This is a genomic window from Tsukamurella pulmonis, from assembly GCF_900103175.1.
Classification (GTDB): Bacteria; Actinomycetota; Actinomycetes; order Mycobacteriales; family Mycobacteriaceae; genus Tsukamurella; species Tsukamurella pulmonis.
Genome location: NZ_FNLF01000002.1, coordinates 1,010,463 through 1,027,396, shown reverse-complemented (window position 1 = coordinate 1,027,396; position 16,934 = coordinate 1,010,463). Strand labels below are relative to the sequence as shown.

The following is a 16,934-nucleotide window of genomic DNA, read 5'->3' as shown; positions in this document are numbered from 1 at the left end:
CACTTCTGACGTTGTCCGTCACAAGTCTTGCACACCCGTCGGTCCTTGTGTGAAGATTTCGTCAGTTATGAACTGATCATCATTGAATGTCGGAGGCACACCCGTGACCACTCATCCCCCCATCGCCGGCGCACAGCCCGGCGATCGCACCGGGACCGCCGGCGTCCTGTTCTCCATGTGCCTGGCGCTGGTCCTCGTCGTGGCGTCCGTGTCCGCGATCAATCTGGCGATGCCCGAGCTCGCGGTCACGCTGGGTGCCGACAACGCGCAACTGACCTGGATCGCCGACGCGTACACCGTGGCGCTCGCCGCTCTCGTGCTGCCGCTCGGCGCGCTCGGCGACCGGCTCGGCCGGCGCAACGTCCTCGTCGTCGGCACCGCCGTCTTCGCGGTCGGCGCTCTGTTCGCCGGGCTGTCGGACTCCGCCGACCAGCTGATCGCGTGGCGGATCGTGATGGGGTTGGGCGCGGCGATGATCATGCCCGGCACCCTGTCGACCATCACCGCGACCTTCCCCGAGGAGCAGCGGCCCCGCGGCGTCGCGGTGTGGTCCGGCTTCGCCTCGGCAGGAGCGATCCTCGGCCTCGTCGGCGCCGGCGCGATGCTCGAGGTGTGGTCGTGGCGCTCGATCTTCTACGTCAGCGCGGCGATGGCCGTGGCCGCGGGGATCGCCGCGCTCCTGCTGGCCCGGAACACCCGCGAGGAGGAGACGCACCGTCCCGATCTGCTGGGCGCCCTCTTCACCACGGTGGGCATCGGAACGCTCGTCTTCGCGATCATCGAGGGCAACGAGACGAGCTGGACCGAACCGATCGTCCTCGCCTCGCTCGCCGTCTGTGTCGTCGCCTTCGCGGGCTACGCGATCGCGGGGACGCGCACCGAACACCCCCTGCTCGACCCGCGCCTGTTCCGGATCTCCGGCTTCCGGGCCGGCGGCGTGGTGGTCGTGGTGCAGTTCATGGCGCTGTTCGGCTTCCTCTTCGTCGGCCTGCAGTACCTCCAGCTCATCCTCGGATACAGCCCGCTCCACAGCGCCGTGGCGCTGATCCCCGTCGCGGCCGTCGTCGTTCCCGTCTCGCTCGCCACCCCCAGGGTCGTCGACCGTCTCGGGATGAACGTGACGATGGGCCTGGCCCTGGTGCTCCTGGCCGCGGGATTCGTCACCGTCTCCCGGATGGACGCCGGCTCGGGCTACCTCCCGTTCCTGTGCGGCCTGATGATCGCGGGCGTCGGCATCGGACTTGCCAGTTCGACCGGGACCACCGCGATCGTCGGCTCCCTGCCGATCGCGAAGCAGGGCGTGGCCTCCGCCATGAACGACACCACGCGCGAGGTCGGATCGGCCATCGGTATCGCCCTCATGGGTGCGGTGTACAGCTCGACCTACACGGCGAACCTGCCCGACCTCACCGGGCTTCCGCCCGAGGCGGCGGAGACCGCGCACGAGTCGGCCGCGGGCGGCCTGGCCGTCGCCGAACGGCTCGGGACCGCCGGCGCCCAGCTCGCCGACGCCGTCCGGACGGCCTTCATGGACGGCCTGTCCGCCTCCATGACCGTGGTCGCCGTCATCGTCGCCGTTGCGGCGCTCACGTCCTTCCTCTTCGCGCCGCGACGGCCGCCCGCCTCGGTCGACGCCGTTGCGGTCGACGCTTCGACGGCCTCCGCGCCCGAGGAGTGCGCGCCGGCGTGAACCGGGTGCGGCCGCGTCGTCGCCGGGGCTACGTCCCGTCGACGATGCGGTCGGCGCGCTCCGCCGTGGCCTCGATGAGCCGGGCGTTGGTCTCGTCGGTGCCGTCGGCCCGCGCGCGGGCCTCCTCGGGGCCGCGGCCGAACCGCATGTGCCGCGCGATGAGTCGCTCGCGGCGCAGCGCGGGGTCGATGCGGAGGAACCACACCTCGTCGAGCGCCGCCCGGGCGCGCGGCCAGGCGCCGGTCCCGGCGAGCAGGTAGTTGCCCTCGGTGACCACGAGTGGGACATCGGGCCCCACCTCGATGGCGCCGCCGATCGACGCCTCGAGGCCACGGTCGAAGCGCGGCGCGTAGACGGTGCCCTCGGCCGCGCGCACGCGGTGCAGCAGCTCCGCGAAGCCCGCGTCGTCGAAGGTGTCGATGGCGCCCTTGCGTTCCCAGCTGCCGTGCCGGCGCAGCACGGCGTCGTCGAGGTGGAAGCCGTCCATGGGCACCAGCACCGCGGCATCGCCGAGCGCCGCGACGAGCCGCTCCGCCAGCGTCGACTTGCCGGACGCGGGCGCCCCGGCGATGCCGAGCAGCGCGCGGCCGGGTCGCGCGATCAGTTCCCGTGCGCGAGCGAGTAGCTCGTCGCTCACAGCGTCTCCAGCCACGCCCTCACCCCCGGATACCGGCACTTCGCGGAGGCGTGCCCCGCCGCGAACCGCAGTGCGTCGCGGACCGACTCGCCTCGCGCGATCGCCAAGGCGTACGCGCCGTGCAGCACGTCGCCCGCTCCGAGCGTATCGACCACCGGCACCGGCGGAACCTCGACGGTGCCCACGGCCCCGTGATCGTGGTACCGGATCGGCCCCGCCCCGTCGGTCACCGCGAACACCGCGGGGCGCTGCACCGAGTCCGGCAGCGCGAAGTCCGCGGAGCACACGGCGTGCGTGGCGAGCGGGAGGAGCTCGGCGAAGACGGGCCGCCAGCGACCGGCGTCGAGCACCGTCGGTACGCCTGCCGTGACGGCGCTGCGGATCGCCGCGCGCGCCGCGGCGGGCCCGTGCCCGTCGAGCAGGACCACGTCGACGTCGTCGGCACGGATCGGCGGCACGGCGTCGGGGTACCCGGACCCGTCGAACGAGACGACCTGGCGGTCGCCCGACGGGGCGTGCACCGTCACCGACGAGACGGGCGGCGCGAATCCCGGTGGCGCGAGGTCGATGAGCTCGACCCCGCAGACGGCGAGATCCTCGTGCACCACGCGGCCGAGCGCACTCTCGCCGACCGGCGCGGCGAGCACGGCACGGCCGCCCAGCGCGGCGAAGACGGCCGCGGCGTTGAGCGCGGGGCCGCCCCCGGCGACGTCCTGCCGCACGGCGGTGACCTTGCCGTTGCGGGGCGGCGTCTCGGCGACGCGGGAGAGGACGTCGACGGTGGCGAGCCCCACGAACAGGCCCCGGGGCCCGCTACGGCCCACCGGCCGCCTCCTCGTCGGTGGGGGCCAGCGCGCCCGTCATCAGCGCCACCACCTCGGACATGCTGCGCTGCTTCGGATCCACGACCGCGGCGCGCCGACCGAGCCGGTGCACGTGGATGCGATCTGCCACCTCGAACACGTGCGGCATGTCGTGGCTGATGAGGATCACCGGCGTGCCCCGGTCACGGATCTGCCGGATGAGGTCGATGACCTGGCCGGACTCGCGCACGCCGAGGGCCGCGGTGGGCTCGTCCATGATGATCACCTTCTTGCCGAAGGCGGCCGCACGCACCACCGCGACGCCCTGCCGCTGCCCGCCGGACAGGGTCTCGACGGCCTGCGTCGGGGAGGTGATGCCGATCTTGAGGTCGGCGAGGTGGCCCGCCGCGGCCTCGCGCATGGCGCGGCGGTCGAGCTGGCGGAACACCGAGCCGAGGACCCCGGGCTTGCGCAGTTCGCGGCCCAGGAAGACGTTGGCCGCGATGTCCAGCGCGGGGATCACGGCGAGGTCCTGGTACACGGTCTCGATGCCGGCGTTGCGGGCGTCGAGGGTGCTGCGGAAATGCACGGGCGCACCGTCGAGCAGGATCTCGCCCTCGTTCGGGATCAGCGCTCCCGACAGGGCTTTGATGAGACTGGACTTCCCGGCGCCGTTGTCGCCGATGACGGCGAGCACCTCGCCCGCGCGGAGCTCGAAGTCGGCGCCCGCGATGGCCTGCACCTGCCCGTAGTGCTTGACCAGGCCGCGGGCCTGGAGCACCGGGACCCGCTCGCTCATTGCAACCTCCTGCGGGAGAGCTGATCCAGCGCGACGGCGGCGATCACGAGGACGCCCGTCGCGATGTTCTGGTACAGGTTGTCGATCCCCACCAGTGTGAGGCCGTTGCGCAGCACGCCGACGATGAGCGCGCCAACCAGCGTGCCCAGTACCGAGCCCCGACCGCCGAACAGGCTGGTGCCACCGATGACGACCGCGGTGATGGTGTCGAGATTGGCGGTCTGGAAGGCGTTCGGGTCCGCGGTGGGGATGCGCCCGAGGGCGGCCCACGCGGCGATCGCGGCGATCAGCCCGGACGCCAGGTAGATGCCGAAGACCGTCTTGGATGTCTTGATGCCGGCGAGCGAGGCGGAGACGGGGTTGCCGCCCACGGCGTAGACGTGCCGGCCGGTGGCGGTGCGGTTGAGCACGTACCAGGCCACCGCGTAGACCACCAGCAGCGCGAGCAGGCCCAGCGTGAGAGGGAAGCCCGCGACGTCGAAGCCCTTGCCCAGGAACGTGAGCGGGCCGTCGGCCACGCGGTAGGTCTGCGATCCCGCGTAGAGCTGGGTCGCGGCCGCGACGATGGTGAACATGCCGAGCGTGACGATGAACGGCGGCAGCTTGATCACCGTGACGAGCGCACCGTTGATCGCGCCGATGAGCAGGCACACGCCGAGCGCGGCCACCATCGCCAGCACGGGATCGGTGCCCGCGACCTTGGCCAGGACGACGGTGCCGAGCACGCACGTCGCGCCGATGGACAGGTCGATCCCCGCGGTGAGGATGATGAGCGACTGGGCGACGGCGAGGATCCCGATCACCATGGACTGCTGCAGGATCAGCGAGATGTTGTACCCCGTCGCGAACTGGGGCGTGAGGATGAAGAAGACCACGCAGGCCACGACGAGCGCGGCGAGCGGGCCGGCCAGCGGCTCCCGGAGGAGCCGCTGGAAGGTCAGTGCCGACACGCGTCAGCCCCAGCAGTTCTGCGCGCCCCAGGCGGTGTCCTTCGATTCGACACCGGGGACGGGCTTGTCGGTCACGAGCTGCGAGCCCGTGTCGTGGAATCCGGTGGGCTTGGTGCCGTCCTGGGCGAAGGCGACCACCGCGTCGACGCCCTGCTCGGCCATCTTCCCCGGGAACTGGAGCACGGTGGCGCCGATGATGCCGGACTTGACGTTGGCGACGCCGGTGCAGCTGCCGTCGACCGATCCGATCACGAGCTGAGCGGCCTTGCCGGCCTTCTTGGCCGCCTCGTAGCCGCCGGCGGCGGAGGGCTCGTTGATCGTGTACAGCGCGTTCGCATCCGGGACGCGCTGCAGCAGGTTCTCCATCGCGGTCTGCGCCTTGGTCTGATCGCCGTTGGTGTTCTCCTTGCCGGCGACCTCGGGGCTGGTCTCGGTCAGGCCCATCCCGGCGAGGAAGCCCTGGTGGCGGTAGTCCGAGACGGTGCTGCCCGGCGTCCCGTCGAGCATCAGCAGCTTGGCCGGGCGGTCGGCGAGGGTCGCCTTGACCCACGCGCCCTGCAACCGGCCCGCCTCCTTGTTGTCGGTGGCGAAGGTCGCGTCGACGGCATCGGCGGGGTCCGTCGCGGTGTCGAGAGCGATCACCACGACGCCCGCGTCGCGGGCCTTCTTGATCGCGGCGAGGATGCCGGTCGACGAGTTCGGGGTGATGAGAATGCCCTTGGCGCCCTGGCTCACCAGGTTCTCGATCGCGGCGACCTGCCCCTCGTTGTCGCCGTCGAACTTGCCCGCCAGCGCCACGAGGCTCGCACCCTTGGCCTGCGCCTGCTTCTCGGCGGCCTCACGGATCTTGACGAAGAACGGGTTCGTGTCGGTCTTGGTCACCAGACCCACCTTCACCCCGCCCGACGAACCGCCGTCGCGGTTGCAGGCGGCCACCGAGGTGACGCTGACGGTCAGGGCGCAGCACACCGCCGCGATGCGCAGGCTCTTCCGGTTCGACATGAGAACTCCGATCGACTGTGTTGCAGGTCACACGACTCCGCGTGAGGGGGACGCTATACCCGCTGCTGAACGGTGCGCAAGGGTTTGCGCAAACGCTTGCGTGCCCCGTTTCGCGGCGGCAGACTGGGCGGATGGGAACCATGGCCGACGTCGCCGCCGCCGCCGGCGTGTCGATCAGCACCGTCTCCCACGTGATCAACGAGACCCGGCGGGTGGACCCCCGCACCCGGGACGCGGTCCTCGCGGCGATCGCGGCCACCGGATACCGGCGCAACGCGCTCGCGGCGGCCCTCGCCACCTCGCGGTCCGGCGTCCTCGCGCTGAGCATCGCCGCCGGGCGCAATCCGTACTTCGGCCCGCTGATGCGAGCGATCGAATCGCGCGCGAGCGAGCTCGGCTACACGCTGATGATGGGCGACTCCCATGACGACACCGAGATCGAGTACCAGCTGGTCGGCTCCCTCCTCGACCGACGGGTGGACGGCCTGATCATCGCCCCCGCCCCGGATTCCGAGCGGCGGGCCATCCCGGCGATCGCGGCCACCGGGACCCCGGTCGTGCTCATCGACCGGCTCTCCCCCGCCGACGTCGACCAGGTGGCCTCGGAGGGCGCCGAGCCCGTGGCCCGGCTCACCACCCACCTCGTCGAGCGCGGGCACCGGCACATCGGTGTCCTCACCGGCCGGCCGGGCATCCAGTCCACCGAGGAGCGGATCGAGGGCTTCCGGGACGCGATGGCCGCGGCCGGGCTGCGCGCGGCGCCACGGCACGTGCGGTGCGGCGACTCCCGCGCCGACGAGGCCCACACGCAGACCCTCGCCATCTTCGGCAGCCGGGCGCCGCAACCCACCGCACTCGTGGTGCTCAACAACGAGATGACGGTAGGAGCGCTGCGCGCCCTCCGGGACCTCGACCTGCGGGTGCCCGATGACGTGGCCCTCGTCGCGTACGACGATTTCGAGTGGTCGGACCTGTTCTCACCGGGCCTGACGGCCGCGGCGCAGGACGTCGAGGCCATCGGCCGCCGGTGCGTGGACCTGCTCGTCGACCGGATCGGGGGATTCGACGGTCCGCGGCGGGTCGAGAGATTGCCCACCGCCTTCCACCACCGCGACTCGTGCGGTTGCGAGCGCGCACGAGCCGGGGGTTAGTATCGAGGCCATGGTCATCTTCTTCGAGATCCTCATGGCGGTGGCGTCGGTCGCGATCTTCGCGTTCGCGGTCTTCGTGATGTACCGCGTCCTCACCGACGGTCAGTAGGCCCGTGAGCGACGAGGCGACGCCCGCGGCCGAGGCCGCCGCTCCTGCCGGTTCCGGTCAGGAGGCGCTCGACGCCGCCATCGAGCGCGCCGAGAGCACCTCGGCGCGCAACATCTCGAACCTCCCCGGGCTGCCGCTCGCCGACGACACGGCGAATCTGCGGCAGGGCCCGGACCTGCACGCGGGCCTCCTGGGCCTGCTCCCCCTCGTCGGCATCTGGCGCGGCGAGGGCGAGGGCCACGACGCCTCCGGCGACTACCACTTCGGCCAGCAGATCATCGTCAGCCACGACGGCCAGAACTTCCTGTCCTGGGAGTCCCGCTCGTGGAAGCTCGACGAGCAGGGCGAGTTCTCCGAGCCCGACCTGCGCGAGGCCGGCTTCTGGCGCATCGGCGAGGACGACGAGATCGAGTTCGTCGTCACGCACGCCAGCGGCATCGTCGAGCTGTACTACGGCAAGCCCGTCTCCCAGACGGCGTGGGAGCTCGAGGCGGACGTGGTGATCCGCTCCAAGACCTCGCCGCTCGCCGGCGCCTCGAAGCGCCTGTACGGCCTCGTCGAGCAGGGCGGCGCCCTGGCCTACGTCGAGGAGCGCGTCGACGCGGACGGCGAGCTCATCCCCCGCCTGAGCGCCAAGCTGGGCCGCTACGCGGGATAACCGCACGCGGAGCCGCGGTCCGTCGGGACGGAGCGCGACGATCACACCGGCTGCACACGCCGGGTCGCCGACTCGATTCATCCGTCGCGACGGATGAGACCACCCTCACATCCTTCTCGGATGGCGGAGCGCGCGCCTCCCGGCTTACGATTTGCCAACCTTGGTTGAACGACAACTCTGGTTGTTGATATTGCACAGTGAAATGTCGTGCCGGCCTTGGCAACTCCTCCGCCAGACCTCGAAGACCTGGGGCCGCTCATGACACTGACATGGAACTCGATCCGCAGTGGCGCGCTGACGTCGCTTCTCGCCGCCGCGACCGTGGTGGGGGTGGTCGGCGCCCACCTGGCCGTACCGCCCACCGCCGAGCGGACCGCACCGAGCATCGAATACGTGCTCACCGCGGGTGACCCGACCGACGGTGCCGCCTCGGACGGCGGACAGGGGGACACCGCGACCGGCGACTCCTCCACCGACCGAGCCGGATCGGCCACGAGCGCAGCGGATCCCACCACGTCGAGTGGCACCGGCACGCATGAGGACACCCCGACCCCCGAAACACCGACGGACCCGACCGGATCGGCCACGGGCGCACCGGACGTCACCGCGCCGAGTGGGACCGGCACGCACGAAGGCACGCCGACCGCCGAAACACCGGCGCAGCCGACCGGATCGGCCACGAGCGCACCGGAACCCACCCGCGCGGCCGAGGAGGGTTCGGCCGCGGCCGGAGCGACCGTTGTCGCGCCGACGACCGCGCCGGGTGCGCCGGCGACCACGAGCGAAGCGCCCACGACGGGCTCCGCCCCCACCACGCCCGCGACCGCTCCCGCCCCGACCACCGCGTCACCGACCGCTCCGGGAACGGACGCCGCAGCACCGTCGACGCCGGCCGGGACGCCGGAGCCCACGGTCACCGACCTCGCACCGAGGACGGCCGGGGCCGCGGCGGTCGCCGCCCCCGCCGCCAGCCCCTTCGTCCAGTTCGCCCAGGCCATCGGAGGCTCCCTCGGTGGCCTGGTCGGGACCGGCGCCGGCGGACTCGTCGGCGTGGTCGGAGGAGCGGACTTCGCGACTCCCGCGAGGACGCTCGGAGCATCGATCGGTTCCACCATCGCCGCTGTGGCAGCCGGAGCAGCGGAGGGAACCGCAGGTGAACTACTCGGCTGGAGCCATGGGTTCGACCTCATCGGCGGAGGGGTCGCCGTCGCCGGAGCAGCGGTGCACGGCGCGACCAGCGAGCTGGCGCGCAGCCTCCCCGGCCTCGGCACCGCGGTCCTGACCTCGGCCGAGCAGGTGCTCGGCCCCCTGACCAAGACCGTTGCAGGTACCACGGGCACTGCGGTGGGCGCGGCGATCGGGACCTCCCTGGCGGCGATCGCCTCGGCGGCCGCCACCGCCACCGGCGTGGGCATCGTCGCAGTGCCCTTCCTCGCCGCGGGCCTCCCCTACGCGGGCGCTCGGATCGGCGGGTCGATCGGCGGCGTCGTCGGCGACGTGATCGGCGACGGCGTGACCGGCGGCTTCCGGGCGGCGGCGGCCGGCAACGGCATCGGCGGGATCATCGGTGGCGGAATCGATTCCGCCGTCGCAGGAACTCCGCTGCTCGCGGCCCTACGGTCGAGCATCGAGGCGGGCGTCGCCGGCGCGGATCAGGCCGGGCCCGCCGGTGCGGTCGTCGGTGCAGCCTCGCAGTTCCCGTCGCTGGGGGCCGCGATCGGCGAGCTGATCGCCACGGTCGGGGCTTCGCCGTTCGACGTTCCGGGGCTGCCCAGGATCGTCGGACCGACGGCGGAGCTCCTCGGACGCACCATCGGCGGCGGCATCGGCGGTGCCGCGAACCTCGCGATCGGCTCGATCGGCGGGCTGATCGGCGTCACCCTGGCGAAGGCGGCCTGATGCGCGTCGCGATCGCCGCGATCCTCGTGCTCGGCGCCCTGCTCGGATCCGCCGGATGCTCCGACGGCGGGACCGAACCCCCGGCAGCGCCGTCGTCGTCGGTGATCGCCGACATGACGCTCGATCAGTACCTCAAATCGCACGGGGTCGGCGTGACGGCGCAGACCTCGGCCGATCTGAAAGGGGTTCGGATCGCGGTCCAACAGCCGCCGAACTGGTTCGTCGACAGCGCCTTCCAGCTCCCGAACACGTTCGCCGTGATCGCGAACACGCGGGCCGTCGACGAGGGCTTCGCACCGAACGCCACCGTGATCGTGCATCGGCTGGTGGGCGAGTTCGACGCCGCGGAAGCCGTTCGGCGCGGCCCCGTCGACACCATGCGCCTGCCCGGATTCCGACAGGAGTCCGTGCAGGTCGGCGAGTACGACGGCGCGCCGTCGTCCACGATCACCGGCACCTACGACGACAAGGGCCTGCGCCTGAACGTGTCCTCGAAGTACGTCCTCTGGTCCGGCGCCGGCCAGCGGCTCGCGGTTCAGCTGATGGTGACCACCACGGCGAAGCAGGCGAACGACCTGCGGGGCGACGTGCAGATCCTCGACGACGGGCTGAAGATCAGCGCGGCGTGACCGCCGATCGCGCGGGGCCGGTCATCGCGATGGCCGGCCCCGAAACGCAACAGGCCCCGGGTGCGTGAACATCACGCGCTCCCGGGGCCTGCCGTATTCCAGGTGGGCGACCGCCGTCAGGCGGCGGCCACCTCCTCAGTCCTGAAATTCACCATTTCTCGGACCACCTCCTTTCGTTGACGTCTTCGACGCTACGCCCGCGCCGCCGCGGCGGCAACGGAATTATCCGTAGCGCGAACACACAGGTCAGGAGGCGTTCTCGCCGTACCAGTCGGCGAACTGCTTCGACGACGCCCAGCGGGCGTAGGTCGGGCCCTGGGGCCAGCCCTCGGGAACGTCCTGCCACTGCTCCTGCCGCCCGTAGGGCAGCACGTCGAGCAGGCCGAAGGTGTACGAGACCTGCTCGGCACCACGGGAGGTGGTGGTCCACTGCCGGTACACGGTGTCGCCGTCGCGGACGAAGGTGTTGTACGCGAAGCCCTCCCCCGGGCCGGCGCCCATGTCCGCGCCGAAGTCCGACTCGGCGCTGGAGTACCAGGTCATCGTGTTCCCGACGCGTTTCTTGTACGCCAGGACCTCGTCCATCGGCCCGTTGGTGACCACCACCATCCGCGCGTCCCAGTTCGCGAGGAAGTCGGTGCGGGCGTAGTGCGCGGTCACGCCGGTGCAGCCGGGGCACTGCCACTCGTTCCCGTCGGTCCACATGTGGTGGTAGGTGATGAGCTGGCTCCGCCCGTCGAAGACCTCGGCGAGGGTGACGGTGCGGCCGTCCTCCGCGATGAGGGTGTACTCGGGCAGTTCGACGGCGGGCAGCCGGCGGCGCTGCGCGGCGATGGCGTCCAGCTCGCGGGTGGCGGCCTTCTCGCGGACGAGCAGCGCGTCGACCTCCTTCTGCCAGGTCTCACGATCAACGACGGGCGGGATGGCGGTCATGGCGACTCCTCGTAATGTTCACAGCGTCCACATCTGCTATGTTCACACCGTACACTTAGCGAACGGGAGGCACAAGGGCATGGCCTACCACCACGGCGATCTCGCGCAGGCGCTCGTCGACGCGGGCCTGGAGGTCACTCGCAGCGGCGGACCGTCGGCGCTGACCATCCGCGAGGTCACCCGCCGGGTCGGGGTCAGCCCGAACGCCGCCTACCGCCACTTCCCCGACCGACTCGCGCTGCTGCGCGCGGTCAGCGCCGCGATCGAGCAGCGCATGGCCGACGCGATGCCCGTGTCCCCCGAGCAGGGCCCCGTCGAGCGACTGCGCGCCGTGGGCCTCGGCTACATCGCCTTCGCCCTGGCCGAGCCGGGCTGGTTCTCCGTCTGCTTCTTCGGCGACGAGGTGCCCGACCCCGAATCCCTCTCCGCCATCCCGCCGTACGTCGCGCTGTCGGAATCGCTGGACCTGCTGGTGCACGCCGGTCTCCTGCGCGCCGACGCCCGGCGGTCGGCCACCTGGTCCTGCTGGTCGATGGTGCACGGCTTCGCCGAGATGTCGCTGCGCGGCCCGCTGCACCATCTGCCCGGCGAGCAGCAGTGGCCGCTCGCCGAGGCCGCCGTGGACGCCGCGATCGCGGGAATCCTGCGCGACTGAGCCCCGGGGCGCACCATGGGGGCATGAGCGAGCATCCCGTGTGGCTGGTGACCGGCGCCTCCAAGGGCATCGGCCTCGAGGTGGTCAAGGCCGCCCTCGCGAGCGGCGCCCGCGTCGCGGCCACCACCCGCAGCCCCGAGAAGCTCTCCGCCGAGCTCCGGGACCCGAACCTGCTCGCCCTCGCCGTCGACCTGACCGATGAGCGCGACGTGCGGCGGGCGGTGGCGCAGGTGGAGACCGAGTTCGGGCACATCGACGTGCTGGTCAACAACGCCGGCTACTCCCTGCTGGGCGCCGTCGAGGAGGTCTCGCTCGAGGACGTGCGCGCCAACTTCGACGTCAACTTCTTCGGCCTGCTGACGGTGACGCAGGCCGTCCTGCCGGGGATGCGCGACCGCCGCTCCGGCCGCATCCTCAACCTCGCGTCGATCTCCGCGAGCGTCACCGGCCCCGCCCAGGGGATCTACAGCGCCTCCAAGGCCGCGGTGCTGATGCTCACGGAGGCGCTCGCCGCGGAGGTCGCCCCGCTCGGCCTGCACGCGGTGGCGATCTGCCCGGGCGGCGTGCGCACCGACTTCCTCGATTCCTCCTCCAGCCGCCGCCCCGACACCGCGATCCACGACTACGCCGCGGTCTCGCGCACGCTGGCCGCGCTGGACCGGCTCAACCACAACCAGGGCGGCGACCCCGCGCGGCTGGCGCAGGCGCTGGTGCGCGTGGCGACGATGCCCGACCCGCCCACGCGCCTCTACCTCGGGGACGACGCGCTGCGTGCGATCCTCGGCGCGAGCGAGCAGGTGCACGCCGACGCCGAGCGCTACGCGGAGCTGAGCCGGTCGATCTCGAGCTGACGCACCCCCTCCGGTGGCCGCGCGTGCCCGGCCACCACGACGGTGCGCCCGGGGAACAGCCCGGCGGGGTCGAGGATCTCCGCCAGCAGCCGTTCGGCGTCGGCCTCGTCGAGGTGCTCGGTCGGCTCGTCGAGCAGCACGACGGTGGCGGGGCTGAGCAGCGCACGCGCCAGCAGCAGCCGCCGCCGCTGGCCGCCCGAGAGCGATCCGGCGCCGTCCGGCAGCGGTGTCCGCACGCCCTCGGGCAGCGCGGCGGTCCATGCGCCCAGCCCCACGCGGCGCAGCGCCGCCTCGACCTCGGCGTCACTCGCATCGCCCCGCGCGACGCGGCAGTTCTCGGCCACCGTCGTCGCGAAGACGTGCGCCGCCTCGCCGAAGAAGGCCACCGCGGTGGGCAGGTCGGCGTACTCGGGAGCGGGTGTCCCGTCGACGAGCACGCGCCCGCCGCGATCGTCGAGGCCCGCGAGCGCGAGCAGCAGCGTCGTCTTGCCCGCACCGGACGCGCCGCGGACGGCGAGCCGGTCGCCGGGATCGAGGACGAGGCCGCCGAGTTGCAGCCGCGGCTGCGGGGCCACCGGCGCGGTGCCGACGGGCACCGCGGGCAGGTTCAGCAGCGGCGCGATCCGGCCCGCGGCGTCGGCGGAGCGCACGTACTGGCGGGCGGCGTCGGGCAGCACGGACACGGCCTCGAAGGCGCTGAGCGGCAACAGGACGAGGATGCCGAGGGTGGTCGCCGACGCCGTGTCGACGCGGGCGACGGCGACGAGCAGTGCGGCGATCACCGCCACGCCGACGGCCAGCGGCACGGCGGCGTCGGCGAGCGCGCCGGTGCGGGCGGCGCGGTCGACGGCGGACCGTCGGGCGTCCTCGGCGCGGGCGGCGCGGGCCCGGACGTCGGCGAGGCGGCCCGCGACCGCGAGCTCCCCCGCGTGATCGATCACGGCGGAGGCCGCCGCGCCGAAGGCCTCGCTCCCCGCGGCCTCGGCGGCGGCACGATCGCGGGTGGCCCGGGCCGTGAGCCACGGCGCGGCGAGCCCCGCGAACAGCAGGCACACGGCGAGCGCGAGGCCCGCGCGCGGATCGAGGAACCACATCCACCCGGTCGCCGCGACGGAGACCGTCGCCGCCACCGCGGCGGGGATCACGGTGCGCACCAGCGCATCGCCGACGGCGTCGACGTCGGCGCCGGTCCGCGCGAGGAGCTCGCCGTCGGACAGGCGCACCGATTCCGCGGGCGCGGCACCGGCCAGCCGCAGGTACAACGCGGCCCGTAACTCGGTCAGGCCGCGCAGCGCGACCCGGTGGGTGGCGAGCCGCTCGACGTAGCGCATCAGGCCGCGCGTGATGCCGAGCCCGCGCACGGAGGTCACCGCCAGCGAAAGGGCCAGCACGGGCGGCATCGTCCACGCCTTCGTGATCAGCCACGCCGAGAGCCCGGCCAGCGCCAGCGCGCTGCCCGCGGTGAGGACGCCCGCACCGGCGGCGCCGAGCACGGCCAGCGGCCGGGAGCGCATGGCGCGCAAGCAGATCAGCAGATCACGCACGCGCCACCTCCAGTACCTCGTCGGCGGCGGCCAGTACCTGCGGGTCGTGGGCGGCGATCACCACGACCGCGCCCTCGTCCGCGCGGGCGCGCAACGCGTCGAGCACGCGGGCGGCGAGTTCGTCGTCCAGGTGGGCGGTGGGCTCGTCGACGAGCAGCACCGCGCGTCCCAGCGCGAGGGTGCGGGCGAGCGCGAGCCGCTGCCGCTGACCGGCCGACAGGCCCGCCCCGCCGACACCGACGGGCCGCTCCCAGCCCTGCTCGGCGACCACCTCGTCGAGGCCGGTCGCGGCGAGCACGTCCGGTACGGAATCCGGTGCGGGAGCGCCCAGCAGCGTGAAGTTGTGCGCCAGGGTGCCCGGTTCCAGGTAGGGGTGCTGCGGGCACCAGGCCACGTGCGCCCACCAGTCGGGGCCACCGCCGAGCGGCGCACCGTCGACGGTGACCTCCCCCGCGTCCGGCGCGGTCAGCCCCGCCAGCACCGTGAGCAGGGTGGACTTTCCGGCGCCGTTGGGCCCGGTGACCACCGTGACCCGCCCGGGCGGGAAGCTCCCGTGGAAGCCCGACGGTGCCGCCCCGTCGCGCCCGTCGACGGTGATGCCCCGCGCGACGAGCACTCCCGGCTGCGCGGGGCCGGACGACGGGGCGGATGCGGGCGCGTCCAGCAGCGCGAAGACCCGGCCGGTGGCCTCGAGCCCCTGCTCGGCGGCGTGGAAGCCGGCGCCGACGGCGCGCAGCGGCCGGTACACCTCGGGCGCGAGGATCAGGGCGAAAACGCCGGCGAACAGTGTCATCTCGCCGTAGACGAGCCGCAGGCCGATGCTCACGGCGACGAGCGCGACGCACAGGGTGGCGAGCAGTTCCAGGGCGAAGGAGGAGAGGAAGGCGATCCGCAGGGCGCCCATGGTCTCGGTCTCGTTGCGGGCGCCGAGGTCGCGGACGGTGCGCTCGGGGCCGCGCTCGCGACCGAGGGCGCGCAGCGTGGGCAGGCCGGCGACGAGGTCGAGCAGGCGTCCGGAGAGCCGCGACATCGCCTCGAGCCGGCGGCGCGTGCGGTCACGGGTGAGCAGCCCGATGAGGATCATGAAGATCGGCAGCAGCGGCAGGGTGCCCAGCGCGATGGCGCCGGAGACCCAGTCCGCCAGGAACATCGCGACGATCAGCACCGGCGTCGCGATGGCGCTCAGCGCCAGCGCCGGCACGTAGCCGGTGAGGTACGGCGGCAGGTCGTCGAGACCGCGGGTCAGCGCGGTGCGCAGTTCCTCCCGGTCGACGGGCGTGCGCCCCGGGCCGACGGCTCCCAGTGCGGCCGAGCGCAGTTCGGAGACCACGCGATCCGCCGCGCGGCGCTCGATGCGCGAGCGCAGGTGGTTCACCGCGACCCGCGCGATCAGTGCGCCGGCGGCGAGCGCCAGCGGGCCGGTCACGTCCGCGTTGCCCGTCACCAGCCGGGCGAGCGCGGTGGCGAGGGCGTAGGCCAGCACGATCACCGCGGCGGTCTCGGCGACGCCGCAGGCGATCACCGTGGCCATGAGGGCGCGGGAGCTGCGCGCGTACCGCAGCAGCCGCGGGTCGACGGGGGCCCGGGTGTCAGGCACGGGGGCTCAGGCCGATCGACGGTGGGATCTGCGCGACGGAGATCCGCTTGCGGAACACCCAGTAGGTCCACGCCTGATAGATCATCACCAGCGGCAGCAGCACGATGGTGCACCAGGACATCACGACCAGCGTGTAGTGCGAGGACGCGGCCGCCTCGATCGTGATCGAGCGGGCCGGATCGGACGCGTTGAGCACGTTGGGGAACAGGGCGCCGAAGAGCAGCACGCTCACGCCGATCACGGTCAGCGATGTCGCGAAGAAGGCCGCCAACTCGCGTCCGGCGCGGATCAGCGGGCCGGCGGCGAGCAGCCCGGCGGCGGCCAGCGCCACCATCGCCCAGGTCCACGGCTTGCCGTGCTCGAGCTGCGTCCACACGGCGAAGGCGGCGCCGATCGCGGTGACGGGCAACCACATCCGCTCGGCGAGGCGCCGGGCGTCGGTCCGGACGTCACCGTCGGACTTGAGGGCGACGAAGATCGCGCCGTGCAGCAGGAACAGCACCAGCGTCGCGATTCCGCCGAGCAGCCCGTAGGGGTTGAGCAGGTCCCAGACCTCGCTGGTCATGTCTCCGCGCTCGTCGAGGTCGACGCCGTGCACGATGTTCGCGAAGACCAGGCCCCACGCGAAGGCGGGGATCCAGGAGCCGAGGCCGATGCCGACGTCCGCCCAGCCGCGCCAGCGCGGCTCGTCGATCTTGCCGCGCCACTCGATGGCGCAGACGCGGGTGATCAGCCCCACCAGGATCGCCAGTAGCACGAGGTAGAAGCCGGAGAAGACCTCGGCGTACCAGACGGGGAAGGCGGCGAACATCGCTGCGCCCGCGGTGATCAGCCACACCTCGTTGCCGTCCCAGACGGGGCCGATGGTGTTGAGCAGGACGCGGCGGCGCTTCTCGGCGTCGGCGTGGGAGCGCTTGCGGCCCAGGATCGGCATCAGCATGCCGACGCCGAAGTCGAAGCCCTCCAGCACGAAGTAGCCGGTGAAGAGGAAGCCGATGGCGAGGAACCAGTAGTCGGGCAGTGTCAT

The 16,934-nt window shown here is 72.7% G+C and carries 16 protein-coding genes; 7 read left to right on the top strand and 9 right to left on the bottom strand.

Annotated elements, in window-relative coordinates; genetic code table 11:
- Positions 1 to 103: 103 nt before the first annotated feature.
- Entirely contained in the window at positions 104 to 1,690 is a 1,587-nt protein-coding gene (locus BLQ62_RS05190) for an MFS transporter (protein WP_231857653.1), read from the top strand.
- Positions 1,691 to 1,718: 28 nt separating this feature from the next.
- On the opposite strand, the gene BLQ62_RS05185 is transcribed toward BLQ62_RS05190, so the two are convergent.
- Genes BLQ62_RS05185 through BLQ62_RS05165 form a run of 5 tightly spaced genes read right to left on the bottom strand, consistent with a single transcriptional unit; the run spans position 1,719 to position 5,881 of the window.
- A complete protein-coding gene (locus tag BLQ62_RS05185; protein ID WP_115391392.1) occupies positions 1,719 to 2,342 on the bottom strand; it encodes a nucleoside/nucleotide kinase family protein in 624 nt (207 codons plus the stop codon).
- Positions 2,324 to 3,151 carry a PfkB family carbohydrate kinase gene (locus tag BLQ62_RS05180; protein WP_082756651.1) on the bottom strand — a complete coding sequence of 276 codons (828 nt, stop codon included), beginning with the start codon at positions 3,149 to 3,151 and terminating at the stop codon, positions 2,324 to 2,326. The genes BLQ62_RS05185 and BLQ62_RS05180 overlap by 19 nt, the downstream gene beginning before the upstream one ends.
- Positions 3,141 to 3,929 carry an ATP-binding cassette domain-containing protein gene (locus BLQ62_RS05175; RefSeq protein WP_068533255.1) on the bottom strand — a complete coding sequence of 263 codons (789 nt, stop codon included), beginning with the start codon at positions 3,927 to 3,929 and terminating at the stop codon, positions 3,141 to 3,143. Before BLQ62_RS05175 ends, BLQ62_RS05180 begins: the two co-directional genes overlap by 11 nt.
- Positions 3,926 to 4,879, bottom strand: a complete 954-nt coding sequence (locus tag BLQ62_RS05170) for an ABC transporter permease (RefSeq protein ID WP_068566876.1) — start codon at positions 4,877 to 4,879, stop codon at positions 3,926 to 3,928. The genes BLQ62_RS05175 and BLQ62_RS05170 overlap by 4 nt, the downstream gene beginning before the upstream one ends.
- 3 nt (positions 4,880 to 4,882) lie before the next feature.
- A complete protein-coding gene (locus tag BLQ62_RS05165; RefSeq protein ID WP_068566878.1) occupies positions 4,883 to 5,881 on the bottom strand; it encodes a substrate-binding domain-containing protein in 999 nt (332 codons plus the stop codon).
- Between the two features lie 131 nt (positions 5,882 to 6,012).
- Here BLQ62_RS05165 and BLQ62_RS05160 point away from each other — a divergent pair, with 131 nt between their 5' ends.
- The 4 genes from BLQ62_RS05160 (at position 6,013) to BLQ62_RS05145 (ending at position 10,327) form a co-directional block, all read left to right on the top strand.
- Positions 6,013 to 7,032 (top strand): LacI family DNA-binding transcriptional regulator, encoded by a 1,020-nt coding sequence (locus BLQ62_RS05160; RefSeq protein ID WP_068566880.1) that lies wholly within the window; start codon positions 6,013 to 6,015, stop codon positions 7,030 to 7,032.
- Between the two features lie 113 nt (positions 7,033 to 7,145).
- The gene (locus BLQ62_RS05155) at positions 7,146 to 7,799 is read left to right on the top strand and encodes a heme-binding beta-barrel domain-containing protein (RefSeq protein ID WP_068533268.1); all 654 of its coding nucleotides are present in this window, start codon (positions 7,146 to 7,148) and stop codon (positions 7,797 to 7,799) included.
- 258 nt (positions 7,800 to 8,057) lie between these two features.
- Positions 8,058 to 9,698: a hypothetical protein gene (locus tag BLQ62_RS05150; protein WP_068566882.1), complete on the top strand. Its 1,641-nt coding sequence runs from the start codon at positions 8,058 to 8,060 to the stop codon at positions 9,696 to 9,698.
- Positions 9,698 to 10,327, top strand: a complete 630-nt coding sequence (locus BLQ62_RS05145) for an LpqN/LpqT family lipoprotein (protein ID WP_068533270.1) — start codon at positions 9,698 to 9,700, stop codon at positions 10,325 to 10,327. Before BLQ62_RS05150 ends, BLQ62_RS05145 begins: the two co-directional genes overlap by 1 nt.
- 246 nt (positions 10,328 to 10,573) lie before the next feature.
- Here the strand turns inward: BLQ62_RS05145 and BLQ62_RS05140 are convergent, their stop codons facing one another.
- Positions 10,574 to 11,260 (bottom strand): DUF899 domain-containing protein, encoded by a 687-nt coding sequence (locus BLQ62_RS05140; protein ID WP_068533271.1) that lies wholly within the window; start codon positions 11,258 to 11,260, stop codon positions 10,574 to 10,576.
- A gap of 79 nt (positions 11,261 to 11,339) precedes the next feature.
- On the opposite strand from BLQ62_RS05140, the gene BLQ62_RS05135 reads away from it, so the two are divergent.
- The gene (locus BLQ62_RS05135) at positions 11,340 to 11,915 is read left to right on the top strand and encodes a TetR/AcrR family transcriptional regulator (protein ID WP_068566884.1); all 576 of its coding nucleotides are present in this window, start codon (positions 11,340 to 11,342) and stop codon (positions 11,913 to 11,915) included.
- 23 nt (positions 11,916 to 11,938) lie between these two features.
- Complete coding sequence (locus BLQ62_RS05130) at positions 11,939 to 12,766, top strand: SDR family oxidoreductase (protein ID WP_068566886.1); 828 nt, start codon at positions 11,939 to 11,941, stop codon at positions 12,764 to 12,766.
- Here the strand turns inward: BLQ62_RS05130 and cydC are convergent.
- The 3 genes from cydC to cydB are packed head-to-tail and all read right to left on the bottom strand — an operon-like array spanning position 12,733 to position 16,934.
- Positions 12,733 to 14,310, bottom strand: a complete 1,578-nt coding sequence (gene cydC, locus BLQ62_RS05125; protein ID WP_115391393.1) for a thiol reductant ABC exporter subunit CydC — start codon at positions 14,308 to 14,310, stop codon at positions 12,733 to 12,735. The genes BLQ62_RS05130 and cydC overlap by 34 nt on opposite strands.
- Positions 14,303 to 15,907, bottom strand: a complete 1,605-nt coding sequence (cydD, locus tag BLQ62_RS05120; protein WP_068566888.1) for a thiol reductant ABC exporter subunit CydD — start codon at positions 15,905 to 15,907, stop codon at positions 14,303 to 14,305. Before cydD ends, cydC begins: the two co-directional genes overlap by 8 nt.
- Entirely contained in the window at positions 15,900 to 16,934 is a 1,035-nt protein-coding gene (gene cydB / locus BLQ62_RS05115; protein ID WP_068533278.1) for a cytochrome d ubiquinol oxidase subunit II, read from the bottom strand. Before cydB ends, cydD begins: the two co-directional genes overlap by 8 nt.